We start from the raw sequence: 24,111 nt of genomic DNA, 5'->3' as shown, positions 1-24,111 counted from the left end.
TGTCACTACGGTACTGCCGTTCCGACGAGGCTTATGCTCAAGCTTTGTTATTCCGGCACAGTGATGTAATTTCGCCCGAAAGCTGGACCACCAGCAATTCGGGATTGGTAATGGCGGAATTGTTCTCTTTAACGGGATAATGTTCCGCTGGCATGATGGCGGCAGTCCATTTGCGGGTCGCAGATGGTCAAACGGCATGAAGCCGGGCGTATGTGTAACGAGGCGTAACCGCATGGCGAATAACAAGATCAGCGACTCTGTCGACGAGACTGCATTTCAGGCGTTGGAAGACGCCCTGCAGCTTGGTGCTTTCGAAGACAAGCCGGAATCGCGGAAGACGACAGCGCCAAAGCAGCCGGAGGCCAGATTGAAGGAAGCAAGCAGACAGACCCCTGCTCCCGAGGCCGCGCGCGCGCCTGCCGAACAGGCGCCCAGATCCCCCAATCTGGAAGCTGCCAACGACGGCTCCAAGCGCAGCCCGGCCATGATCCTGAAATCGCTCGAAGGCGGCTCCATCGGCGGCGCGCTCAGAAACGCGACGATCATGTCGGTGATCTGGGCGCTCGGCGGCCTCGGCATCGCGCATCTTATCTACGGCAGTGCACTCTGGAACATCGGCTCGGTTGCCGATCTCGCCGCAATACCTGGGCTGATGGCGATCGTCGTCGGCATCGTCGTTCCGATCATGCTGTTCTTCGCCTTCGCGATCATGATGGCGCGTGCCCGCGATCTGCGCAACGCTGCCCGGTCGATGGCAGAAGTCGCCCTTCGTCTTGCCGAACCCGAAACTGTCGCCTCCGACCGGATCATGTCCGTCGGCCAGGCGGTTCGCCGAGAAGTCTCGGCCATGAACGACGGCATCGAGCGCACCATTGCCCGCGCGACGGAACTCGAAACGCTCGTCCATTCTGAAGTCAACGCGCTAGAGCGCAGCTATGCAGACAATGAACTGCGCGTGCGCAGCCTCGTGCAGGAACTGAGCGCCGAGCGTGACGCCATCGTCAACCATGCGGAGCGCATCCGCTCCTCCATTGTCGGCGCGCAGGAACAGATCAAGGAAGAGCTTTCAATCGTCGGCGAAGAGCTTTCGATGCGGCTTTCCACCACCGGCGAGGCCTTCGCCTCGATGATCGACACACGCTCGGCCGCGCTGCTCGAAAAATCGCGCGCCTCGACCGAGGCGATGGGCAGCCTGATTGCCGCCAAGACCGAAAACCTGCTTCAGGCACTGAATTCCTCGGGCGCAACGCTATCGAGCGAATTCGACATGCGTCTGCACAACCTCACCTCGACGCTGGACGAGCGCGGCGAAGTGCTGCTGGAACGCTTCGCGATCCACGCCTCGACGCTGGACAGCGGCGCGGAGAGCCTCAACAGCGCACTCGAGGAACGCACCCGCCAGCTTAACGAGACCCTTTCCACCCGCACGCTCGAACTCAACCGCAATATCGATCGCGGCCAGCAGATCATCGGCGGTTCGCTGGATAACGTGCTCGACAAGCTGTCCACGACGCTTGAAGAAAAAGGCCTGTCCTTCCGCCAGAGCCTGCAAAGCACGGCTGATGACGCGATCATGGATCTCGATCTTCGCTCCGGCCTCTATGAAGAACGCCTGCAGGCGACGGTCGGCCAGGTCAACTCCGCCTTCGACGAACATGTGGCGGATTTCGCCAGTGCCTTCGACCAGCGCGCCGGCAGCCTCGACAGCAAGCTGATGGAGAGCCTCGCCCGGATCAACGAAACCGTTGCCGGCGGCTCCGAAGCCCTCGACACCATGCTGACCAGCGGACTTGAGCGCATCGGCAACACCATGACCGATCAGTCGCTTGCACTTGCAACCGCACTGGGCACCGGCCAGGAAATGCTCGAAAGCGCGCTTGAGACCCGTACCCGCGCGTTCAGCGACGCAATCGGCCAGCGCACCGCTGAAATCACCGATGCCTTCACCAATTCGCACGAGAAGATCGACGGCGTGCTGGCGGAGCGCAGCAATGCCCTGTTTGGCGCGCTTTCGGCAAGCCAGGACCGTTTCGACGAGGCGCTTGCAAGCCGTTCGCTGGCAATTACCGGCTCGGTCTCCGGCACGGCGGAACGTCTAGCCGCGATGCTTGAGGAGCGTGCAGCCGCAATCAACAGCGTCGTTGCCGATGTCGAGCGCCGTCTTTCGGAAACGCTCGAAACCCGCGCCGCCGCCATCACCGGCGCCGTTTCCGGCATAGAGGACCGCATTTCCGATACGCTGGAAAGCCGCACGGCTGCCCTGCACGACGTCGTATCCGGTGCGGAAAACCGTATTTCCGAGACGCTGGATGGCCGCACGGCCGCTCTTTCCAGCGCCATTTCCGGCGTCGAGGAACGCATCGCCGACACGATGGACAGCCGCACGCTGTCGCTCGACATGACCTTCGCCAATGTCGAGGAGAGGCTGTCGGAAACGCTCGACAACCGTACCTCCGCTCTGTCCGGCATTGTGGCAAGTGCCGAAGAGAGGATTGCGGGCGCACTCGACAGCCGCACGTCCACCTTCGGCGACGTGGTTGCCGGTGCCGAGAGCCGTATCGCGGAAACGCTTGATGGTCGCACGGCAGCACTCAACGCCGTCGTTTCGGGGGCTGAAGAACGCATTGCGGATGCACTCGACAGCCGCACCATGGCGCTCGACATGGCGTTTTCCGGCGCCGAGGAAAAAATTACCGAAGCACTCGATACCCGCACCGCCGTCCTTGGCGAATTGGTGGCCGGTGCCGAGACCCGTATCGCGGAAACGCTCGATGGCCGCACGGCAGCGCTTAACGCCGTCGTCTCCGGCGTTGAAGAACGCATTGCGGATGCACTCGACAGCCGCACCATGGCATTTGACATGGCGTTTTCCGGCGCAGAGGAAAAAATTACCGAAGCGCTCGATACCCGCACCGCCGTTCTTGGCGAATTGGTGGCCGGTGCCGAGACCCGCATTGCCAGCGCACTTGACAGCCGCACGGCTTCGCTCAAAAATGTCGTATCCGGCGCGGAAGAGCGGATCACGGACGTGCTCGACAGCCGCACCATGGCGCTCGACATGAGCTTCTCCGGTGTCGAGGAAAAGATCGCCGACATCCTCGACGGACGCACTGCTGCGCTTCACTCGGCGGTTTCCGGGGTCGAAGATCGTATTGCCGATGCTCTGGACAGCCGCACTGCCGCCCTTTCCGGCATTGTCTCCAGTGCGGAAGAACGCATCGCGGACGCGCTCGACAGCCGCACCATGGCGCTCGACATAACGATTTCCGGCGTTGAGGAGCGTATCTCCGAGGCGATGGATGCCAGAACCGCATCACTGTCGCTCGCGGCCGCAGGTGTCGGCCAGCGACTGGAATCGACGGCTTTCACGCTTGAAAACGCACTTGCCAGCGGCCACGAGCGGCTGGAGACCATGCTCGGTTCGCAGGCCGAACGCATTGCCGGTTCGCTTGAGCGCAATAGCGGCCTGATCGAGCAGAGCGTCTCCGGCGCGGCCAGCCGCATCGAAAGCGTCGTGGAAGACGGCAGCAGCCGTTTTGCGCAGACGGTGGAAGAAGGCGTCTCCCGCCTCGAGAGCAATCTGTCGCAATCGCATGAGGACATCCGTACCTCGCTCGCGCAGCGCCAGGCGGATATCGCCGCGACGTTGAGCTCAGCCACGACCCAGATGGGCGACATGCTCTCCGAGCAGGCGATGATGATCGGCACCACCGTTGCATCCAGCGCCAGCATGCTCGAACTCTCGCTCGAAACCCAGCAGGAGACGTTGCAGAAGGCCATAGACGGCAGTGCAGCCACGCTGGAACAGCGTCTTCGCAACAGTGCCGGCGATATTGCCGTCAAGATCGGTGAGGCCGCCCGCGAAATCGGCGGTGCGACCGATGCTCTCTCCTCGCGGATCGAAACCTCGATCGGAAGCGTTACGGGCAGGCTCGACGAGACCGGCACCCGCATCGAGACTTCGCTCGGTGCGCTACAGGAGCGTGTGTCGAGCGATCTCGGCAACGTCAACACCTCGATCGAGGATGCCGGACGTCGCTTTGCCGACGCGCTGGAAGACAAGACAGCCGCCTTCGCCCGCACCAGCGACGATGCTGCTCAACGTATCACCGGCATTCTGGACGAGCAGACGATACGGGTTGCCGACACCTTCGAAAGCCGCACCAGCCGTCTGGCGGAAACCTTCGATGCCGGTTCGGCCCGCATCGATGAACGCCTCGGCACCATGGACCGCGCGCTGACGATCGGCCTCGAAAACGTCAACCGCACCATCGAAGGCAAGGCGAGTGAGCTTGCGGTCGGCCTGCGTGGGGCGGTCATTTCCGCCACCCAGAGCATCGACGAAGAAGCCGTTCGTTCCACTGCCCTGCTTGCGAAAACGGGCTCGGAATTCGCCGAACAGGTACAGGCGCAGAACGACGCCTTCACCAAGGCGATCGAAGAACGTTCTGGCGAGATCGTCAATCGCATCTCGGATGCACAGACACGCCTGTCCGGCCAGGCGGCAGCCGTCGCTCAGACCTTCTCCGAGGCGGGCAACATCATCGTCAACAAGGTTGCCGAGGCCGAAGCGGTCGTGCGCTCGCAGGTGGGCGTCATTTCCGAGACCCTGACCGGTGTCGAATCCGCTCTCGATGCGCGCGGCGAATCCATCCGCTCGGCGCTGGACAACCGCACTCGCGAACTCAACTCGATGCTGGCCAGCCGTTCTGCTGAACTGTCGCGCCTGATCGAAGAGAAGGCAAAGCCTGTCGTCGACGAATACGCCACCATCGGTCGCGAAGCCGCCGAAAAGATCGTCTCCGCCGCCCAGCAGAGCGCCGAACTTCTGTCGCAGAGCAACAGCGGCATGGTCGGCATGGTTGAACAGGCGATCAGCGATTATGCCAATGCCGGAAGCGAGGCAGCAAGCAAGCTTGTCGCGGCAACCCGCCAGAGCACGGACATGCTGTCGCAGACGCATACCGCCATGGCCGACGCCGTCGAAGAAGGTATCGACAAATACACCCGTACAGGCAGCGATGTGGCAAACAAGCTTGTCGCCGCCACGCGCCAGAGCACTGATATGCTGTCGCAGACCCATAACAGCATGGCCGAAATCGTCGAAAAGTCGGCAAACAACTTCAACTCTGCGGTTGAGCGCGCCGCGCAGGAATTCGGCACGGCCGACGAAGCGTTGAACGCATCGGCCACCCGCTTCTCCGAATCCGCCTCGCAGGCCGCCGACATGGTGTCCAGCTCCAGCCGTCTGCTGGAAGGAAAGATCGATCGTCTGTCGAATATTTCCGGCCAGACACTGGCGCAGGTTGCCGGCATCGTCGGACGTTTCGAGGAACATTCGAAGGTTCTCAGCCAGGCGTCCGAACTGCTCAATGCCGCGCAGTCGAGCCTTGTCGGTACGCTGGAAGAGCGTCAGGATGCACTTCGCAGCCTGTCTGTCGGACTAGTCAAGCGTTCCGAGGAAATCGAAACCGCCATGCGCGGCGTCGTCAGCGTGGTGGAAACCACGCTCAACGAGGCCGAGGAGCGTTCGCAGAATGTCGCCGGCAACCTGCGTGACAATCTGCAGGCATCCTTCTCCGATATCGGCCGTTCGCTCGACGAGACGGAACAGCGCGCCCGCTCGGCAGCACAGACCATGCGGGGCGCCCTGCTCGCCGCTGGTCAGGATGCCAGCCGTTCGATCGAGAGCACGCTTTCCGACGCGCAGAAATATTCCGACGAGCTGGTCAACCGCCTGCGTGGCGGTGTCGAATCCTCGCTTTCGGAAGTCGACAACCTGCTCGGCAGTGCCTCGGAAAAATCCAATGCCGCCGCCGCCAACCTCAAGGAAACGCTGCGTCAGGCAGTTGAGGAAGCTGTCAGCCGTTTTGCCGGCGCGACGGACGAAATCCGCCGCTCCAGCCACGATATCCGCCGCGAGCTGGATGCTACCCGTGCCGAACTTAAGCGCGGCGCGTTCGACCTGCCGGAAGAGGCCAAGGAAAGCGCCGCAGCGATGCGCCGCGCCGTTTCCGAGCAGATCAAGGCCCTGCAGGATATTTCCCAGCTTGTCGGTCGCTCGACCCAACAGATGGAAGTTTCCGAACCCGTCGCCCGCGCCATTGCAGCGACCCAGCCTGCCGCTGAACGCCGTGTCGAAGCGCGTCCGCAGCCGGCAGCAGCCACGCCGGCACAGCCACCACGCGCAGCTCAGCCGCAGCCGGCAGCCGCACCCGCCTTGCGTGGCACCCTGCCGCTTGAGAACCGCCAGGTCGAAAACCGTCAGGCGCCTGCCCCGTCCCAGGCGGCTGCAGCGCCTGCCGCACGCCGCGAAGAAGGCGGTGGCTGGATCAGCGATCTTCTGCGCGGTGCCTCGCAGGAATCGGCCGCCGCTTCCGCACCCCGCGCAAGCGGCGATCAGCAGCCGACCCGTGCTGCCGATACACGCAATCCGCGTCACATGGTGGAATCGCTGAACTCGCTGTCCGTCGACATCGCGCGCGCGATCGACCACGATGCGTCGGTGGAACTGTGGCGCCGGTACCAGCGCGGCGAACGTGATGTCTTCACCCGTCGCCTCTATACGCTGAAGGGCCAGACGACGTTTGACGAGATCAAGCGCAAATACGAGCGGGAGGCCGAATTCCGCACCGCCGTGGACCGCTACATCACCGATTTCGAAAAGCTGCTCGCTGATGTCGCCCGCACGGACCGTGACCGGACAGTCACCCAGTCCTACCTCACCTCCGATACCGGCAAGGTCTACACGATGCTTGCCCATGCGGCGGGTCGGTTCAACTGATCTCTGGTTAAGACCAGAAACAATAAAACCCCGGTCATGGCCGGGGTTTTTCGTTTTGGTCGGCAGGTAGCTTTTCGACTGTAGTTCAGTCGCTCACGTTGAAATCAGATCTCGAACGTACCCGATGCTACACGGACCGCGTGGCCACCGATGCGGGCGCGGGCGATTTCGTTGTCCTTGATGTCCATGCGCAGATGGATGTGGGAAGGACGTTCCATCTCCACGCCCTGCTCTATCAAGAGCGGATAGTGACCGTCTGTCAGGCCGTCGAAATGATGGATTGCGCCAGAAAGGGCGGCGGCGGCGGAACCGGTGGCGGGGTCTTCCGAAATCCCCATTTCCGGGGAAAACATGCGGGCATGGAACTTTGCTGCGTGATTGACGCCGCCGCGACAGTAGATATAGGCCGCCGTCAGGCGCCCCTCCACCAGCGGTGCGGTGCGCAGCCAGAGATTGGCGTCGAAATCCATTTCGCTGATAGCGGCAATATTGTGCAGCGGCACGAGCAGGAACGGCACACCGGCCGTCCAGATCGACGGTACGTGGTTCTCAAAGCCTAGATGGCCTTCGCTCACGCCCAGCGCATCGGCAAGTGCGGTATGATCGAGCGGCAGGGTGACGCGGGACGATTTGCGCGGGAGGTCGAATTCGGCGAAGCTGACCGCACCGGCGCGCATTTTCACCGCACAGCGGACCGGCCCCACCTTTTCCTCCAGCACACAGACCATATCGATATCGTCGTCACCTTCATTGCGATTGCGCTCGGCTATCGCGATCGCCGCGCCAACAGTCGGGTGGCCCGCGAAAGGCAACTCGCCCGAAGGCGTGAAGATACGCAGCGAAGCCGCGTGGGCCGGATTGCCCGAGCGGTTGACGAAAACGGTCTCGGAGAGGTTCATTTCTCTGGCTATCGCCTGCATCGTCACTTGGTCGAGGCCATCCGCGTCATACATGACCGCCAGCGGATTTCCCGCCATTTTGGTCTCGGTAAAGACATCGTAGATATTGTAATTCAGCACCACGCCCGTCTCCTGCCACTCGCCGTTCCGCTTGTTTCGCGCAAGTTGCCTCACGTCGCGCCGCATCGCAACCCTTGTCGAAGGCCGGAAACCAAGAAGCTGTGGACCGCACGCGGGCAAACCCGCCTGCTGCGAACGCCTGTCCGCCGGAAAGGCCTTGTCGCCTGCTGCCGTCTTCATGTACCAAGGATGCGTCTTGTGGCTTGCGATCGACCGTTTTATCGACGTTTGGAGATTGTGAGCTGCTTCAACAGGTTACAGCATCGTCCGCATATCGATTCCGGTATGCGTCGTTGCCGAGGGAAGCGAATGTCGCATTCTAACTGTTCACTATCCTTCGTGGCCTCCGCAACCGAGGAGGCGCAGAGGGCGCTGGAGGAGCTGAAAGGCGCTTACGGCAACACGCCCTTCGACGAGGCGGAAGTGATCGTGGCGCTCGGCGGCGATGGCTTCATGCTGCAAATTCTCAACGAAACGATGAATTCCGGCAAGCGGGTCTATGGCATGAACCGGGGATCGGTCGGCTTTCTGATGAACGACTACCGGGTAGACGGCCTGGTCGAGCGTATTGCGGTGGCGACCGGCAATGATTTTCATCCGCTGCGCATGACGACGACGGATTCCGACGGCGATGAATTTACGGCGCTTGCCATGAACGAGGTCAGCCTGTTCCGGCAATCGCATCAGGCCGCCAAGCTTCGTGTCGAGGTGGACGGCAAGACGCGGCTTGAAGAGTTGATTTGCGACGGCATGATGGTTGCAACACCGGCAGGATCGACAGCTTATAACTTCTCAGCCCATGGACCGATCCTGCCGCTGGAATCACCGCTGCTGGCGCTCACACCCGTCAGCGCCTTCCGGCCAAGGCGTTGGCGCGGCGCACTTTTGCCCAACAAGGTGACGGTCGATATTCACGTTCTGGAGCGCGACAAGCGTCCGGTGAACGCGGTCGCCGACCATACGGAGGTGAAATCCGTACGGCATGTGCGGATTGCGCAATCGCAGGACAGGACGGCCAGAATTCTCTCGGACCCAGACCGTTCATGGTCAGACCGCGTACTCGCCGAACAATTCAACAATTGACGCCAACCACTGATGATGGCCATGCCCCTGAAAAAACCTCTTCTCGCCGCCCTCATTTTCGCCGCCACAGCGCTTCCCATGCGGGCGCAAACGGAGGCGATCGACAACTTGCCGGTATCGGCGATCTTCGTTGTCAGCAGCGGCATGTGGGAAGAGCATAATCTTGAGCCGGTGAAAGGTCCTGACGGCCAGTTGCGGCCGCCGCCAGCGACACCCTCGCGCGGTTATTACAAGGTGGTTGCAATCCGCCAGGGCGATGGCACCGCTAAAGTCTATCTGCAGCGCATCGCCACTACCGCAAACGGACCGAACCTTCTCGAAAACATCGAGCTGGAAGAGTTCAGCCAGATGAAGTCCTACGTCACGGATATTCGCCCCGAAAGCTCAAACGGTGCATCGGCCTCGCCCGGCCTGTTTGTGACCGTCTATCTGAAAACCGATCCGCAGATCAGGGAAGCGGAAAGCTGGACGATCCTGATCGACGAACTCGGCGAGATGAAGATCGAAAAGGCCTCGAACTGAGGGCGAGAGAACGTCGGTTTGAACGGAATCGTTGGAGGTTCTCTACCTCCTGGATTATACGCAGTTTTACTGGAAACTCTCTACGCGTTAAGCTCATGCGGCCCGGCCAGAACCGCACCGAAATGATGTTTCCATAGTCTGGCGCCGAGTTCGCCGCTGCGATCGAGGCTGGAGCCCACCGTCAGCCATGGCAGAAGCGTGGGATGAAGCCCCGCATCAAACAGGGCAAAACCCGCAGCCAGCACGCAGGTATCGGCCTGAATGCCGCAGACCAGCACCCTGTCGAGCTTTAGAGACAGGAGGTGGTCGATAGCCGCCCTTGGCGGAGCGTAGCCGTGCTTTATGAAAATCCAGTCCGCCGCAACCAGCGAGCAGTCGTCCCTGCCCGGCTTCCAGCCGAGTTGCCGCTCGAAAGGCGTGACGCTTTCATCATGGCGCTCGACGCTGGCAACGCTTGGCATGGTGGCGGCCAGCGCGGATATGTCCGCCACAAGCGCAGCCGGCGGATTGAAGCTCGGCTGAACGTCGACGATGTAAAGCGCCTGTTTCATCCATCTCCTCCAACGAAAAACCCCTCGCAATGGGTTTGCGAGGGGTGATTTTTTCAAGCGACGCTGTGACGCGTCAGTCGATATCAGCCACTTCCACGTCTGCGCCGCCGCTGATGCGGTGCGCGAGGGCCGCTTCCATGAACTGGTTCAGATCGCCATCCAGCACGTTGCCGGGTGCGGTGCTTTCCACGCCGGTGCGCAGGTCCTTGATCAACTGGTAGGGCTGCAGAACGTAGGAGCGGATCTGGTGGCCCCAGCCGATATCCGTCTTGGATGCGGCCTGAGCGTTTGCCGCATCTTCCCGCTTTTGCAGTTCCACCTCGTAAAGGCGGGCGCGCAGCATGTCCCACGCCTTGGCGCGGTTCTTGTGCTGGGAACGCTCCTGCTGGCAGGCCACGGCAATACCGGTCGGTATGTGGGTAATACGCACGGCCGAATCGGTGGTGTTGACGTGCTGGCCGCCTGCACCGGACGAACGATAGGTATCGATGCGGCAATCGCTCTCGTTGATGTCGATCTGGATCGAATCATCGACCACTGGGTAAACCCAAACGGAGGAGAACGATGTGTGGCGACGCGCATTGCTGTCATAGGGCGAGATGCGGACGAGGCGGTGTACGCCCGATTCCGTCTTCAGCCAGCCGAAGGCATTGTGGCCCTTGACGAGGATCGTCGCGGACTTGATGCCGGCCTCTTCGCCGTCATGAACTTCCAGCACTTCAACCTTGAAGCCTTCGCGGTCGGCCCAGCGGGTATACATGCGCAGCAGCATGTTGGCCCAGTCCTGGCTTTCCGTACCGCCAGCGCCGGAATGAACTTCGAGATATGTATCGTTGCTATCAGCTTCACCGGAAAGCATGGCTTCCACCTGACGGCGGTTCGCCTCGCTCCTCAGCGCCTTCAGCGCATCTTCGGCGTCCTTGACGATCTCGTCGTCGCCTTCCATCTCGCCGAGTTCGATCAGCTCGACATTGTCCTTGAGCTGCTGCTCAAGCGCCTTCACGCCATTGATGCTGTCATCCAGCTGCTGGCGCTCGCGCATCAGTTTCTGCGCTTCGGTGGCATCGTTCCAGAGGGTCGGGTCCTCTGCCTTGTTATTCAACCAGTCCAGTCGTCTTATCGCCTGGTCCCAGTCAAAGATGCCTCCTCAGCAGGCTTATGGCCTGCTTGATTTCGTCGACTACGTTCACAATTTCATTGCGCATTTCGCTGGTTCTTCGCCTTCATTTAAACTGGTAGCTCAAATAAATGCGGGGGGCGCGGATGTAAAGACCCGCGCCCCCCGCCAAACATAAGACTGGTATCAATAAAGACCGCCGCCACCGCCGGTGATGGCCTGCTGGGCCTGTGGCGAGGTCTTCAGAATATCCTCCTGCGACATGCCTTCCGCGCCGATCACCGAGAAGGTATCGGCCGGGCCGGTGCCCGGCTTGAAGGCTTCCATGATCGTATCAGGTTCGCCTTCCGAAGCGGCCATGCCGGTCTTGCGGTTGACGGCGATGAACTTCATGCCTTCAGGCACGATGAACTTGCTCGGTTCCAGGTGCTTGGCCGCATCGGCGATGAACTCGCCGAAGATCGGTGCCGACAGCGAACCACCGGTGCCGCCGCGCCCAAGCGGTGCGGGCGAATCGAAGCCGATATAAAGACCGGCAACCATGTCCGGCGTGTAACCGACGAACCAGGCGTCCTTTTCATCGTTGGTGGTGCCCGTCTTGCCAGCAACCGGCAGATCGACCTTGATCTTGCCCGCCGCCGTGCCGCGCTGCACGACACCTTCAAGCATGGAGGTCGTCTGGTAAGCGGTCATCGGGTCGAGAACCTGCTCGCGGTTATCAACGATGACCGGCTCGTCCTGATTTTGCCAGCTGGTGGCGTTGCAGCCCTCGCAGGCACGCTCCTCATGCCGGAAGATCGTCTTGCCGTAACGGTCCTGGATGCGGTCGATCAGCGTCGGCTTGATCTGCTTGCCGCCATTGGCGATCACAGAATAGGCCGAGACCATGCGCATGATGGTTGTTTCACCCGAACCGAGCGACATTGCCAGAAGCGGCGGCATCTTGTCGTAGATGCCGAAGCGTTCGGCATATTCAGCCACCAGATTCATGCCCATGTCCTGCGCCAGACGCACTGTCATGAGGTTACGGGATTTTTCGATGCCGAGACGCAGGGTCGAAGGACCGGCGGAACCCCCGCCGTAATTCTGCGGCTTCCAGACCTGACCGCCCGAAACAACCTCGATTGGCGCGTCGAGAATGACCGAGGCCGGGGTATAGCCGTTGTCGAGTGCAGCCGCATAGATGAACGGCTTGAAGGAGGAGCCGGGCTGGCGCATCGCCTGCGTGGCGCGGTTGAATTCCGACTGCGCGTAGGAGAAGCCGCCGACCATGGCCAGAACGCGGCCAGTGTGCGGATCCATCACCATCATGCCGCCCTGCACCTTCGGGGGCTGGCGCAGACGATATTCGTTGCCGGAACCGGACAGCGGCTGTGCGTAAACGACGTCACCAACAGCCAGTACGCCAACCGGCGACTTAGCCGTCGGCTTTTTGCCTGTGGCATCGCGATAGGCCCAACGCATGTTTTCAGCGGAGATATGGCCGCGTGTGCGCTTGTCGCCATCCTCGGCATCGGGGTCGACCTGCACGCCAATATCGATACCATCGGCAGCAACGGCGAGGACAACCGCGATCTTCCATTCGGGAACGTCGCGAAGGCCCTTTACCTTGGCGAGCGCCGCAGTCCAGTCACCGGTTGTCTCGATCTTTTCGACGGGTCCGCGGAAACCGCGACGCTCGTCATATTGCACCAGACCGTCCTGAAGCGCCTTGCGCGCCTCCATCTGGATCTGCGGATCGAAAGAGGTGCGAACCGAAAGACCGCCTTCAAGAAGCGCCTGCTCGCCGTATTTCTCGACGATCTGGCGGCGGACTTCCTCGGCGAAATAGTCAGACGCGAAGATATGCGCGCCGCCACGGCGCAGATTGACGCCAAGCGGCTGCTTCTTTGCATCCTCTGCATCGCCGACCGTGATGTAGCCGTTCTCGGCCATGCGGTCGATCACCCAGTTGCGGCGCTCCAGCGCCGCCTTCTCGCGGCGGATCGGATGGTAGTTGGCCGGACCCTTCGGCAGCGATGCGAGATAGGCGGTTTCCGCGATCGTCAGTTCCGTGACCGATTTGTTGAAATAGGTGAGTGCCGCACCGGCGATACCGTAGGAATTCAGACCGAAAAAGATCTCGTTGAGATAAAGCTCGAGGATCTTGTCCTTGGAATAGGTCTGCTCGATGCGGAAGGACAGAAGCGCTTCCTTGAGCTTGCGGTCAAAGGTCTGGTCGTTGGTGAGCAGGAAGTTCTTTGCCACCTGCTGGGTGATTGTGGACGCGCCGACCGGACGACGGCCGGAGCCGATATTCTGGAGGTTGACGAGAACGGCACGGCCGAGACCCCAGATGTCCACACCCGGATGGTTGTAGAAATTCTTGTCTTCCGCCGAAAGGAAAGCTGCCTTCACACGGTCCGGGATAGCCTGGATCGGCAGGAACAGGCGCTTTTCATGGGCGTATTCCGCCATGAGCGCGCCGTTGCCGGCGTGCACGCGGGTCGTCACCGGCGGCTCATAAGTGCTCAGAACTGCGTAATCCGGCAGGTCCTTCGTCACGCCGTGCAAATAAATTGCACCGGCGGCGGCGGCGCACAGGAAGAGCACGCTGGCCAAGCCGAAAAAATATCCAATCAGTCTGATCATACCAAGCTACCGATAATTCGGATCGTAACCATCAACGCCCGATGATACGGGCGCATCCTTGCATATCGCGTGCCGTTTTGCACACCATACCTTCGATGACAAGCCGGAACGACAGCATTCGCTGATATGTTACCGGGCCGACTGCCGCAATTGCGGTTCCAGCCGCAATGGCGGATCACCACAGAATCCGCTTCCGCAATAACGCGGCGAATGTGAGTAAAATAGGGCTTCACCAACCTAATCGTCCGCAAGGCCCAAGAATTGAACAGCTTTTCGGCAGCAAGGGGCACGGCGACAACGGGGCGCCGCTCGCCCGCCCGGGCCTTCAGCCGCCGTTCGCCATGGCCTTGGTGCGGTATCGTCCGACCGCAGTTGCTAGCGTATCGGCGACCTTCTTGCGCCATTCCGCATCAAGAAGGAGTTTTTCATCTTCCGGATTGGAGAGAAAGCCGAGTTCCAGCAACACCGATGGCACGTCATGGGCGCGCAGCACCATGAAACCGGCATAACGATGCGGATTGTTGATGAGGCCGACCTGTCCCTCGAAGGACGATACGATATTTTCTGCCAGCGTCACCGAAAAGGCCTGCGTTTCGCGCCGGGTGAAATCGAGAAGGATATCGGCCACCTCAGGCGGCTCGCTGGAGGCTGCCACACCGGCAATCTGGTCGGACTTGTTTTCGCGCTCGGCCAGCTCCTGCGCCCTGCGGTCTGAGGCGCGGTCTGACAATGTATAGACGGTCGCCCCCCGGATGCCCTTCTGCTTCAGTGTATCGGCGTGCAATGAAATGAACAGGTTGGCATTGTTCTGCCGGGCGATCGTGACCCGTTCGGACAGAGCGAGAAACGTGTCGGAATCACGCGTCAGGAACGCCTTGATGCCGGGCTCCCGGTTCATCCGCTCCACAAGTTCCTTGGCAAAGGTCAGCGTGATGACCTTTTCCTCCGTGCCGGTTACGCCGCCGGAAGCGCCGGCATCGATGCCGCCATGGCCGGCATCAACAGCGATGACGAAATCCGTTTGCCGCGATGTCTTGTCGTCAGGCGTGATCGCCGATGTCGAGACCGGCGCCGGCGCGCGCCATTGCTGCTCTTTCACCAGTTCGGCGAATTTGGCCTTGGTGGTGATCTCCGCATCCAGGACGAAACGGAACGATGTGCCGTCCTCGCCCTTCTTGGTTTCGGCAACCGCCACCTGAACCGGTTTTTTTGCCGTCAGCACGATGCGGGCGCTGTCTTGCCCCATGCTACCGAAGCGAATGTCCGAGAAAAGGCCGGTTGGCGCCAGAGCCGATGCGGGGAACGCAAAATTCACCGCCGGAAAGTCCACGACGATGCGGGCGGGCGAATCGAGATAGTGAATGTCGAATTCCGGCTCCTCGGCAAAATCGAGAACGATGCGCGTGCGCGCCTCGTCGCCTATGATGCGTGCCTGATTGGCGATGAGCGGCTCCACGGCGAAGGCCTGTGGAACGCAGGAGACGAATGCGGCGACCGAAAAGACAACCGGCAAGACAAGGGCACCCGCAAGCCGCGCGATTCGCGCGCCAAGCGGCCCTGCCCCATCGAATATCGCTGCGCTGCGCGTGAAATTCATGGTCTTCAAGAAATTCCGTATTTCAGTCATTTTTCATAAATGGTGCGGCAAAGTGCCGGGAACGTCGTAATTTCGGCCACGCCGGACGCGTGTTTGTGCGTTTGCGCCCCACAATCGCAGGCGTTGGTGAACCAATTGTTAACCCGGAAATTCCACCAACAATATGGCATATTTAGCCAGCCTATTGCTATTATGACAGAGAAAACATACAACAAGGATGAGGGTTAAAAGTGTTGACGGGATAGATGCCCGCCGGCTGCCAATCGAAAAAGACGCTGGCGCTGCAAAACGGGCAATCATCTGCCGTCGTTACATTTATCCTGAAACTGGATCAATTCCGGCCGTGGCCGGAGACCTACCCGGTGGCAATGCCACCGCTGCTCTGAGGAGAGCAAATTCATCGGACCCCAAGGGGTCTATATATTATTGTCGTTCCGCCTGGCCAATGATGTCGCAGCAGTTTTCATATGAACCGGATACCAGGAGCAGGCCAAGCGCCTCGCCGTCGGTCCGGATGCTGCCAGTTTACAGAGGCCCGGCTGGAGACTTCATTTCCGGCACATCCTTGCACTCATATGAAAGGCTCGTCCGTGTGGCGGGCCTGTTCTCGTATAAAACAAGGCTGCGCCGAGGAGCACAGCTTACATGGCAGACAAAATGCTTATCGACGCCTCCCACGAAGAGGAGACACGCGTAGTCGTTGTCCGTGGGAACCGGATCGAGGAATTCGACTTCGAATCGGAGCACAAGAAACAGATCCGCGGCAATATCTACCTTGCCAAGGTCACGAGGGTTGAGCCCTCCCTTCAGGCGGCCTTCGTCGATTACGGTGGAAATCGCCACGGGTTTCTCGCTTTTGCGGAAATCCACCCTGACTATTACCAGATCCCGCTCGCCGACCGTCAGGCGCTCCTCAAGGCGGAAGCCGAGGATCATCGCCGCAGCGACGACTTTGAATCGGCTGACGCCCCCGAGCCCGGCGCACCGGCTGTCGATCTGTCGCAGGCGGACCAGCCGGATGTCGGCATCGTTGCCGTCAGCGAGACGACTGACGCCGTGGTCGTGGACGAAACCGTTGCCGCTGCCGCTGCCGAAGAGGTATCCGAAGATGTGACTGCTGTGGCCGTCGAGGCCGTTGCGGAAGAAGCACCGAAGAAGCGTACCCGCCGCCCCCGCGCCAAGAAGAAGGTAGCGGACGAAGAAGCCGTTTCCGACACCACTGTTGAGGCCTCTTCCGAAGAAGACGGCAGCACGGGCGGCGAAATGGCTGCCATGGTCGATACAGATACGATTTCCGAGGAAGTCGAGGGTCTTCGCCGTGGCAATGACGATGATGACGACGACGATGATGACGATCATCACGAAAAGGAAGTGATCGAATCCGTCGGCGCCGAAGACGCCATGGAAGAGGTTCCCGATCGCGTTGCCCGCAAGCCGCGCAAGCAGTACCGCATTCAGGAAGTCATCAAGCGCCGCCAGATCCTTCTCGTGCAGGTTGCCAAGGAAGAACGCGGCAACAAGGGTGCCGCACTCACCACCTATCTCTCGCTTGCCGGCCGTTATTCCGTGCTGATGCCGAATACCGCACGCGGCGGTGGCATTTCCCGCAAGATCACCCAGCCGACCGACCGCAAGCGCCTGAAGGAAATCGCGCGCGATCTGGAAGTTCCGCAGGGCATGGGCGTCATTCTGCGTACCGCAGGCGCCAACCGCACCCGCGTCGAGATCAAGCGCGACTTCGAATATCTGATGCGCCTGTGGGAAAACGTCCGCACGCTGACGCTGAACTCCACGGCCCCCTGCCTCGTTTACGAGGAAGGCTCGCTCATCAAGCGTTCGATCCGCGATCTCTATAACAAGGATATCAGCGAGATCATCGTTTCGGGCGAAGAAGGCTACCGTGAAGCAAAAGACTTCATGAAGATGCTGATGCCGAGCCACGCCAAGGTGGTTCAGCCTTACCGCGACATCCACCCGATCTTCTCGCGCTCGGGCATTGAAGCCCAGCTCGACCGCATGCTGCAGCCGCAGGTTACGCTGAAATCGGGCGGTTACCTCATCATCAACCAGACGGAAGCTCTGGTTGCCATCGACGTGAACTCCGGTCGTTCGACCCGCGAGCATTCCATCGAAGAAACGGCGCTGACGACCAATCTGGAAGCGGCGGAAGAAGTGGCTCGCCAGCTGCGTCTTCGCGACCTTGCCGGTCTTGTTGTCATCGACTTCATCGACATGGAAGAAAAGCGCAACAACCGCTCCGTCGAGAAGAAGCTCAAGGACTGCCTGAAAAACGACCGGGCGCGCATCCAGGTCGGCCGTATCTCGCATTTCGGTCTTCTGGAAATGTCGCGCCAGCGCATCCGCGCTTCGGTGCTGGAATCGACCACGCAGGTCTGCCAGCATTGCGGCGGCACGGGTCACGTTCGCTCGGAATCCTCCATCGCTCTGCACGTGCTGCGCGGCGTTGAGGAATATCTGCTGCGCAACACGACCCACAACATCACCGTGCGCTGCACGCCGGAAACGGCTCTCTACCTGCTCAACCACAAGCGCGGCACGATTGTCGATTATGAAGGCCGCTTCGGTGTGGCGATCATCATTGCGGCCGATGCCGGCGTCGGCGCGCAGCATTTCGCCATCGATCGTGGCGAAGCGGTTGAAAATCCGGTGAAGATCGAAAGCCTTATCCAGATGCTCCCGAGCTTCGTGGAAGAGGAAGACGATTTCGTTGTTGAGGTGGAAGAGGACGAAGAAGAGGAAGAAATCGTCAAGGCGCAGGCCAGCGAGCCGCGCCAGCAACAGCAGCAGGGCGACAATGGTGAAGACGGCAAGCGCAAGCGCAAGCGTCGTCGTCGCCGTCGTGGCAAGGGCGGACAGAACGACCAGAACGGTGCAGTTGATGCGCAGGCTGGCGATGACACCGGCGCTGATGATGCGGACGACGAAGATGGCGTCGAAACCGATGAAGCCGCAGACGACGCCGATGAAAACGGTGTGAACGAAGCTGCAAGCTCCGATGAAGAGGGCAAGCGCAAGCGTCGCCGTCGTGGCAAGCGTGGCGGCCGTCGCAACCGTGCTGAAGACGAGGCTCTCGATGCCGCAGGCACTGAGTCCGACGAAGGAGGCGAAACGGAAGGCGAAGAGGTTTCCGCCGCAGCACCCGTAACCGAAGAGCCTACCGCTGCCGAAGTGGTGGAAGGTGTGGTTGCCGACGTTGTGGAAGCGGAAGCCCCGAAGAAACCGCGCCGCACCCGCAAGGCGAAGGCCAAGACCGAAGACGTGCCGCTGGCTGAAGCGGCACCGCAGGCTGAAGTCGCAGCCAAAACCGTTGAAACGGTCGAGCCGGTGATCGTCGAGCCCGCAGTCGTTGTGGAAACCGTCGTCGATGTCGCCCTCGACGAAGTGGGTGAAGCCTCGGCCGATCTGGGTTCGGAAGCCGTAGCACCCGCGACGGAAGAAAAGGTTCGCGCGAACCGGGGCAGCAATGTCTCGAATTCGGAGCCGGTCGTGACCTCGTCGGGCACGCCCGCCAACCCTGACGGCGGCGAGCCGAAGCCGCGCAAGGGCGGCTGGTGGCAGCGCAAAGGCTTCTTTTGATAGAAGACACTGAAACGAAAAAACGCCCGCAACCATGTTGCGGGCGTTTTGCTTTGTTGGCGGATGTTGGGTTTATCTCATGCCGTAATCGATCCGGCATCCAGCCACGGCGCGTCTGCGCCGTGAAAGAAATCTCTCGCGATCAAGGACTTGACCGCGTTGGCAAAGGACCAAGTCCGGGGTGACGGAAGCCCGATATACCAATCGTCAAACAGACCGTGTCAGACCACCATCGACGCGGATGTTCTGGCCGGTGATGTAACCCGCACCTTCCGAGGCGAGGAAGGCAACGGTTGCGGCTATCTCCTCGCTCGTTCCGTAACGCTGCATCGGCACACCCTGGCGGCGCTCTTCCGTGGCTGGCAGGCTATCGATCCAACCGGGCAGAACATTGTTCATGCGGACATTGTCGGCCGCATAGGTATCGGAAAAAATCTTGGTGTAGGAAGCAAGACCGGCGCGGAACACTGCAGAAGTCGGGAACATGCTGCTCGGCTCGAAAGCCCAGGCAGTCGAGATGTTGACGATCGACCCGGCTTTCTGTTTCACCATGAATGGAGCCACGATCCGTGTCGGGCGGATGACGTTCATCAGGTAGACATCAAGTCCCGTGTGCCATTGCTCATCGGTGATATCGAGGATGGAAGCGCGCGGGCCATGGCCTGCACTGTTCACGAGAACGTCGATACGTCCGAATTTTTCGAGCGTCAGCTCCACCAGTCGATTGAGATCGTCGTTGGACTGGTTGGAGCCGGTGACGCCGATGCCGCCCAGTTCCTTCGCCAGCGCCTCTCCCTTGCCGGAGGACGACAGGATCGCGAGCCTGTAACCATCAGCGCTTAGACGTTTCGCCACGGCCGCGCCCATGCCGCTGCCGCCTGCCGTCACAATCGCCACTTTTTCTGCCGACATCGTTCTTCTCTCCATGTCCAATCGGGCGGACCGCCGCGTGGCAGCCCTTCTCCATCCATAACCCGCTCCATCTATAGCGGGTTTTGGCAGCGAGTTCGAACCAGAAAGCCTTGGACCGGCTTGAAGAAAAACTGATCTGAAGGCCCGTCAACGCCGCACTTGATTATCCGCCGCATGGACCTGTCTGCTGTCGATCGGGGCCTCCTCCCTCTCCTTCAAACCATAGTCCCGCATCACGGTGGCGATACGCAGGCGGTAATTGCAAAAGACGCCGGACCGTCCCAGCGACTGGGCTGCGCGATGCGACGCGGTGTCGCGCCATGCCTTCACCGCTTCCTCATCCCTGAAGAATGACAGCGAAAGCATCTTGTCGGGATTGCTGATGCTCTGAAAGCGTTCGACGGACAGGAAGCCGTCGATGGTTTCGAGCTCGGCGCGCAGGCTGGTGGCAATATCGAGATAATGCTGTTTTTCGCCCTCAGCCGGCCAGACCTCGAATATGACGGCGATCATCGTCCGCCTCCGCCGTGCGGCGCAGATGCCAGCCTCAGGAACAGCCTGTCCTCACGGCGAATGAATTGCTCGCGGCGGGCGAATTCATAATTTTCCTGCCCTGCCGGATCGGCGGCAAGTCGCGCCCGGTAGGCTTCGTACGCGGCAAGGTTTTCGATGTTATAGACGCCGTAGGCAATAGTGCTCGATCCCTCTTTCGGTGCGTAATAGCCGATCAGATCGGCGCCGCAGCGCGGTATCGCCTCACCCCAGTTGCGGGCATATTGATCGAAAGCATCGACCTTGAAGGGGTCGATCTCGTAACGGATGAAACAGGTCAGCATCGTCGGTCTCCTCGTGTTCTGCCTTCCCTGTCTACGCCATTGCCTCACATCAATGCTTCGGCTATCATCGAACTATGAAAGACGGACCCTTGATCGCAAATGTCGCCGCCCTGATCGGCGACCCCGCCCGCGCCAACATATTGACGGCGCTGATGGACGGACGCGCGCTGACGGCAAGCGAGCTTGCCGAAGCCGCCGGCGTGACACTGCAGACCGCTAGCGGGCATCTGTCAAAACTCTCCGACGCGCAATTGCTCAAAGCGGAAAAACAGGGGCGGCATCGCTATTTCCGGCTTTCCGACGCGGATGTGGCGCAGGTTCTTGAAGCGCTGATGGGACTTGCGCAGCGCACCGGGGCCGTGCGCGTGCGTACCGGACCAAAGGACACCGCGCTTCGCGAGGCGCGCATCTGTTACGATCATCTGGCCGGAGAAAGTGGCGTGGCACTGCTTTCGACTATCACCGCAAAAGGTCTCGTGACGTCAGGCGACGATCCCACACTTACGGATAGCGGGCGGGATTTCTTCTCGAGCTTCGGCATTGATCTTTCGCCGCTGGAAAAGGCAAGGCGCCCGGTTTGCCTGCATTGCCTGGACTGGAGCGAACGTCGTCACCACCTCGGCGGCGGGCTCGGCGCATCGCTTCTGAAAGCCATGCAGCAGCGCGACTGGCTGCGGCAAGGAAACGGGCGCGTGCTGACCTTCACCACAAAGGGTGAAAAGGCCTTTGCCAGCACCTTCGGTTGTTCGCCCGCCTGATCCCCGCCAAGGGGAGAAGAACCCAAGGGCTTATTTCAGCCAGCCAGCAATGCGCCCAACGGCCTCGGCAATATCCGACACCGAACCCGCATAGGAAATGCGCAGCGCCCTGTGGCCCTCCTCTGGATCGAAATCCATGCCGGGCGTCGCCGCCACGTCGATTTCCGCCAGCATGCGTTTGGCGAAATCCATGCTGTCGTTAGAGAAGCGGCTGGTATCGACATAGGCGTAAAATGCGCCATCCATGGGAGACGCCAGCGGCAGGCCGATTTCCGGAAGGCGCGTCATCAGGAAATCGCGGTTGGTGCGGTAGCTTTCCCGGTAGACGTCCAGTTCCTCTGCCGCCGAAAAAGGCTGCGGTTGCCGCCAGTTGGGATAGTTCCGGCGGTGAAATATACAGGCTCTGAGCAAGACATTCGACCGGACGGACGAGTTTTTCCGGCAGGACCATCCAGCCGATGCGCCAGCCGGTCATGCAATAATATTTCGAGAAGGAATTGATGACGACGGCATTGTCGGTGAGTTCGAGCGCGCTCGTTTCCTCGCCGACGAAAGTCAGGCCGTGGTAGATCTCGTCGGAAATGAAGGCGATATCCCGGCTTTCACAATAGTTTGCCAGCCGTTTCAGCGCTTCGCGGCCGGTGACCGTGCCGGTCGGGTTGGCCGGGCTTGCCAGGAGCACGCCCTTCAACTTGCAGCCCGCCCTGGTTTCAGCCCGCTCGAGGCTGGCAGGCGTCAGCGTATAGCCGGTTTCCGCCGTTACCGGCACTTCCACGACATTGAGGCCAAGCGCTTTCAAGATATTGCGATAGGCGGGATAACCGGGCCTTGCGATCGTGACATGATCACCGGCATCGAAAAGGCTGAGGAAGGCGAGGTTGAAAGCGGCAGAAGACCCGGTGGTAACGGCAATGCGCGCCGGATCGACGATAACCTGGTGGCGCAGCCGGTAGTGGCCAGCAATCGCTTCGCGCAATTCACGCAGGCCCAGCGCATCGGTATAGCCGATCCGCCCATGCTTCAGCGCCTCCTGCGCGGCCGCCAGAGAGGCTTTCGGCGCGGGATGGGAAGGCTGGCCGACCGCCATGGAAATGACGGGGCGTCCCGCCTGCCGTCGCCGGTTCGCCTCCGCCAGAATATCCATGGCGTGAAAGGGTTCGACTGCGCTCCGCTTCGACATCGTTATCAAGGGCATGCTCTTTCCTGAACCGTATTTCAGAGACTTGCCCCAGAATCACACGCTTCACAATCGTGCGACCATAATGCGGACAACTATTTTTGGCGTATGGCATTTGGCTTAAAGTAAGGTAATTGCATCATAACATTCATGAGGCATTGGCCGCACAGTATGAGGACCGATATGGCGCATCTTCTCCGTTCAACCCTTCTCGCCAGCGTAACGGCTCTTTCCATGGCTTTCGCTTCTCTGCCCGCCCATGCCCTCGATGACAAGCAGAAGAAGGAAATGGGCGAGTTCATCAAGCAATATCTGATCGAGAACCCCGAGATCATGCTTGAAGTTCAGGACGCGCTTGAACGCAAGCAATATGCGACCCGCAACGCCAAGGCGGCGGAAGCCGTGGCCGACAACCAGAAGACCATCTTCAGAATCGAAATACGATCTGGCGCTCGGCAATCCGGACGGCGACGTCACGCTGGTCGAGTTCTTCGATTACAATTGCGGTTATTGCAAACGCGCTATGGGCGACATGGACAATATTCTGAAGACGGACAAGAAAGTGCGCGTCGTGCTCAAGGAATTCCCGATCCTCGGGCCGGAATCGGTCGCCGCGCATCGGGTCTCCAACGCCGTCAAGCTGCTTGCGCCTGCCAAATATCCCGAATTCCAGCGCGCCTTGCTGGGCGGCCGCGGACGGGCGAATGAAGACAGCGCCATGGAAGTCGCGACGTCGCTCGGTCTCAAGGAAGCCGACATCCGCAAATCGATGGCAGAAAACCCCAACGACGCGCAGGTGCAGGAAACCTACAAGCTCGCCAACAGCCTCGGCATAACAGGAACACCGTCCTATATCGTCGGCAACGAGGCCGTTTTCGGCGCTGTTGGTGCGGACCCGTTGAAGGAAAAAATCGCCAATATGCGCAGCTGCGGAAAAGCCACCTGCTCCTGATTCCGCAAAAAGCCGCTGCATTCCCTGTGGATGCCGGGCCTGCCGGCTCTTTACGGCTTTCGGGGGCTTTTCCTTGAAGGCTGCGCAGTCTATAGGTGTCGCTGATTTTCTTATGGAAACACGAATGAGCAACATCATCATCGTCATCAACGGCCCCAATCTCAACATGCTGGGAAAAAGGGAACCGGGTATCTATGGTGGCAAGACGCTGAAAGACATCGAGAATGATTGTCTTGCTGCTGGTGCAGATCTCGGGTTCGCTGTGGAATTCCGCCAGTCCAACCACGAAGGCGTGCTCGTGGACTGGTTGCATGAGGCGGGAGAGAGAGCGGCAGGTGTCGTCATCAATCCCGGCGCCTACAGCCACACCTCGATCGCGCTGCATGACGCCATTCGTGCGATTTCCACGCCCGTCGTGGAAGTGCATATTTCCAACATCCATGCGCGGGAAGAGTTCCGTCACAAATCGATGGTATCGCCCGCCGCGAAGGGCATGGTCTGCGGTTTCGGACCATATGGCTACATCATGGCGCTTCACGCGCTGAAGAACATCACGGCATAAAAAGAAACAAAGA

Annotated in this window: 14 protein-coding genes and 2 pseudogenes; 7 read left to right on the top strand and 9 right to left on the bottom strand. The window is 60.3% G+C overall.

All coding sequences use genetic code 11. The annotated features are described in order from the left end of the window. Positions 1 to 232 precede the first annotated feature (232 nt). Positions 233 to 6,784 (top strand): hypothetical protein, encoded by a 6,552-nt coding sequence (locus RBH71_RS19015; RefSeq protein WP_003512778.1) that lies wholly within the window; start codon positions 233 to 235, stop codon positions 6,782 to 6,784. 104 nt (positions 6,785 to 6,888) lie between these two features. Here the strand turns inward: RBH71_RS19015 and RBH71_RS19010 are convergent, their stop codons facing one another. Next, positions 6,889 to 7,806 carry a PhzF family phenazine biosynthesis protein gene (locus RBH71_RS19010; protein ID WP_035251764.1) on the bottom strand — a complete coding sequence of 306 codons (918 nt, stop codon included), beginning with the start codon at positions 7,804 to 7,806 and terminating at the stop codon, positions 6,889 to 6,891. Between the two features lie 306 nt (positions 7,807 to 8,112). On the opposite strand from RBH71_RS19010, the gene RBH71_RS19005 reads away from it, so the two are divergent. Then, entirely contained in the window at positions 8,113 to 8,886 is a 774-nt protein-coding gene (locus RBH71_RS19005; RefSeq protein ID WP_003512774.1) for an NAD kinase, read from the top strand. 21 nt (positions 8,887 to 8,907) lie between these two features. Continuing rightward, a complete protein-coding gene (locus RBH71_RS19000) occupies positions 8,908 to 9,408 on the top strand; it encodes a hypothetical protein (RefSeq protein ID WP_003512773.1) in 501 nt (166 codons plus the stop codon). Positions 9,409 to 9,488: 80 nt separating this feature from the next. Here RBH71_RS19000 and RBH71_RS18995 read toward each other — a convergent pair whose 3' ends face one another. From RBH71_RS18995 to RBH71_RS18980, 4 genes are all read right to left on the bottom strand, one after another. Continuing rightward, positions 9,489 to 9,959 (bottom strand): cysteine hydrolase family protein, encoded by a 471-nt coding sequence (locus RBH71_RS18995; protein WP_003512771.1) that lies wholly within the window; start codon positions 9,957 to 9,959, stop codon positions 9,489 to 9,491. Between the two features lie 73 nt (positions 9,960 to 10,032). Beyond that, positions 10,033 to 11,164, bottom strand: a protein-coding gene (gene prfB, locus RBH71_RS18990) for a peptide chain release factor 2 (RefSeq protein WP_097102382.1) whose coding sequence is annotated in 2 segments (ribosomal slippage) — positions 10,033 to 11,094 and positions 11,096 to 11,164 — 1,131 coding nt in all. Because the reading frame shifts where the segments join, the coding sequence is not laid out codon by codon here. 98 nt (positions 11,165 to 11,262) lie between these two features. Next, complete coding sequence (locus RBH71_RS18985; RefSeq protein WP_003512768.1) at positions 11,263 to 13,707, bottom strand: penicillin-binding protein 1A; 2,445 nt, start codon at positions 13,705 to 13,707, stop codon at positions 11,263 to 11,265. A 325-nt stretch (positions 13,708 to 14,032) separates the two neighbouring features. After that, entirely contained in the window at positions 14,033 to 15,304 is a 1,272-nt protein-coding gene (locus RBH71_RS18980; protein WP_003512767.1) for an N-acetylmuramoyl-L-alanine amidase, read from the bottom strand. 645 nt (positions 15,305 to 15,949) lie between these two features. Between RBH71_RS18980 and RBH71_RS18975 the strand changes: the two genes are divergently transcribed. Further along, complete coding sequence (locus tag RBH71_RS18975; RefSeq protein WP_003512766.1) at positions 15,950 to 18,901, top strand: Rne/Rng family ribonuclease; 2,952 nt, start codon at positions 15,950 to 15,952, stop codon at positions 18,899 to 18,901. 207 nt (positions 18,902 to 19,108) lie between these two features. Here RBH71_RS18975 and RBH71_RS18970 read toward each other — a convergent pair whose 3' ends face one another. From RBH71_RS18970 to RBH71_RS18960, 3 genes are all read right to left on the bottom strand, one after another. Then, positions 19,109 to 19,813, bottom strand: coding sequence for an SDR family oxidoreductase (locus tag RBH71_RS18970; RefSeq protein ID WP_003512765.1), 705 nt, complete (start codon positions 19,811 to 19,813; stop codon positions 19,109 to 19,111). Between the two features lie 147 nt (positions 19,814 to 19,960). After that, positions 19,961 to 20,326, bottom strand: coding sequence for an antibiotic biosynthesis monooxygenase family protein (locus RBH71_RS18965; RefSeq protein ID WP_003512764.1), 366 nt, complete (start codon positions 20,324 to 20,326; stop codon positions 19,961 to 19,963). After that, entirely contained in the window at positions 20,323 to 20,649 is a 327-nt protein-coding gene (locus RBH71_RS18960) for an NIPSNAP family protein (RefSeq protein WP_003512763.1), read from the bottom strand. The genes RBH71_RS18965 and RBH71_RS18960 overlap by 4 nt, the downstream gene beginning before the upstream one ends. A 74-nt stretch (positions 20,650 to 20,723) precedes the next feature. On the opposite strand from RBH71_RS18960, the gene RBH71_RS18955 reads away from it, so the two are divergent. Further along, a complete protein-coding gene (locus RBH71_RS18955) occupies positions 20,724 to 21,407 on the top strand; it encodes an ArsR/SmtB family transcription factor (protein ID WP_003512762.1) in 684 nt (227 codons plus the stop codon). Between the two features lie 30 nt (positions 21,408 to 21,437). On the opposite strand, the pseudogene RBH71_RS18950 reads toward RBH71_RS18955, so the two are convergent. Then, a pseudogene (locus tag RBH71_RS18950) lies at positions 21,438 to 22,596 on the bottom strand (pyridoxal phosphate-dependent aminotransferase). Positions 22,597 to 22,767: 171 nt separating this feature from the next. Here RBH71_RS18950 and RBH71_RS18945 point away from each other — a divergent pair. Further along, positions 22,768 to 23,536 (top strand): annotated as a pseudogene (locus tag RBH71_RS18945) (DsbA family protein). A gap of 124 nt (positions 23,537 to 23,660) precedes the next feature. Then, positions 23,661 to 24,098, top strand: coding sequence for a type II 3-dehydroquinate dehydratase (aroQ, locus tag RBH71_RS18940; RefSeq protein ID WP_003496340.1), 438 nt, complete (start codon positions 23,661 to 23,663; stop codon positions 24,096 to 24,098). Positions 24,099 to 24,111 lie beyond the last annotated feature (13 nt).

The organism is Rhizobium sp. AN68, from assembly GCF_030758035.1.
Lineage (GTDB): Bacteria > Pseudomonadota > Alphaproteobacteria > Rhizobiales > Rhizobiaceae > Agrobacterium > Agrobacterium tumefaciens.
This window is presented reverse-complemented; position numbering and strand designations above follow the sequence as displayed.

Excerpts from the sequence above, each read along its gene's own strand:
- RBH71_RS19000 (WP_003512773.1), top strand. The coding sequence starts at position 8,908 with ATGCCCCTGAAAAAACCTCTTCTCGCCGCCCTCATTTTCGCCGCCACA.
- RBH71_RS18960 (WP_003512763.1), bottom strand. The coding sequence starts at position 20,649 with ATGCTGACCTGTTTCATCCGTTACGAGATCGACCCCTTCAAGGTCGAT.
- RBH71_RS19005 (WP_003512774.1), top strand. The coding sequence starts at position 8,113 with ATGTCGCATTCTAACTGTTCACTATCCTTCGTGGCCTCCGCAACCGAG.
- RBH71_RS18985 (WP_003512768.1), bottom strand. The coding sequence starts at position 13,707 with ATGATCAGACTGATTGGATATTTTTTCGGCTTGGCCAGCGTGCTCTTC.
- RBH71_RS18975 (WP_003512766.1), top strand. The coding sequence starts at position 15,950 with ATGGCAGACAAAATGCTTATCGACGCCTCCCACGAAGAGGAGACACGC.
- RBH71_RS18955 (WP_003512762.1), top strand. The coding sequence starts at position 20,724 with ATGAAAGACGGACCCTTGATCGCAAATGTCGCCGCCCTGATCGGCGAC.
- RBH71_RS18965 (WP_003512764.1), bottom strand. The coding sequence starts at position 20,326 with ATGATCGCCGTCATATTCGAGGTCTGGCCGGCTGAGGGCGAAAAACAG.
- RBH71_RS19015 (WP_003512778.1), top strand. The coding sequence starts at position 233 with ATGGCGAATAACAAGATCAGCGACTCTGTCGACGAGACTGCATTTCAG.
- RBH71_RS18970 (WP_003512765.1), bottom strand. The coding sequence starts at position 19,813 with ATGTCGGCAGAAAAAGTGGCGATTGTGACGGCAGGCGGCAGCGGCATG.
- RBH71_RS18995 (WP_003512771.1), bottom strand. The coding sequence starts at position 9,959 with ATGAAACAGGCGCTTTACATCGTCGACGTTCAGCCGAGCTTCAATCCG.
- aroQ (WP_003496340.1), top strand. The coding sequence starts at position 23,661 with ATGAGCAACATCATCATCGTCATCAACGGCCCCAATCTCAACATGCTG.
- RBH71_RS18980 (WP_003512767.1), bottom strand. The coding sequence starts at position 15,304 with ATGAATTTCACGCGCAGCGCAGCGATATTCGATGGGGCAGGGCCGCTT.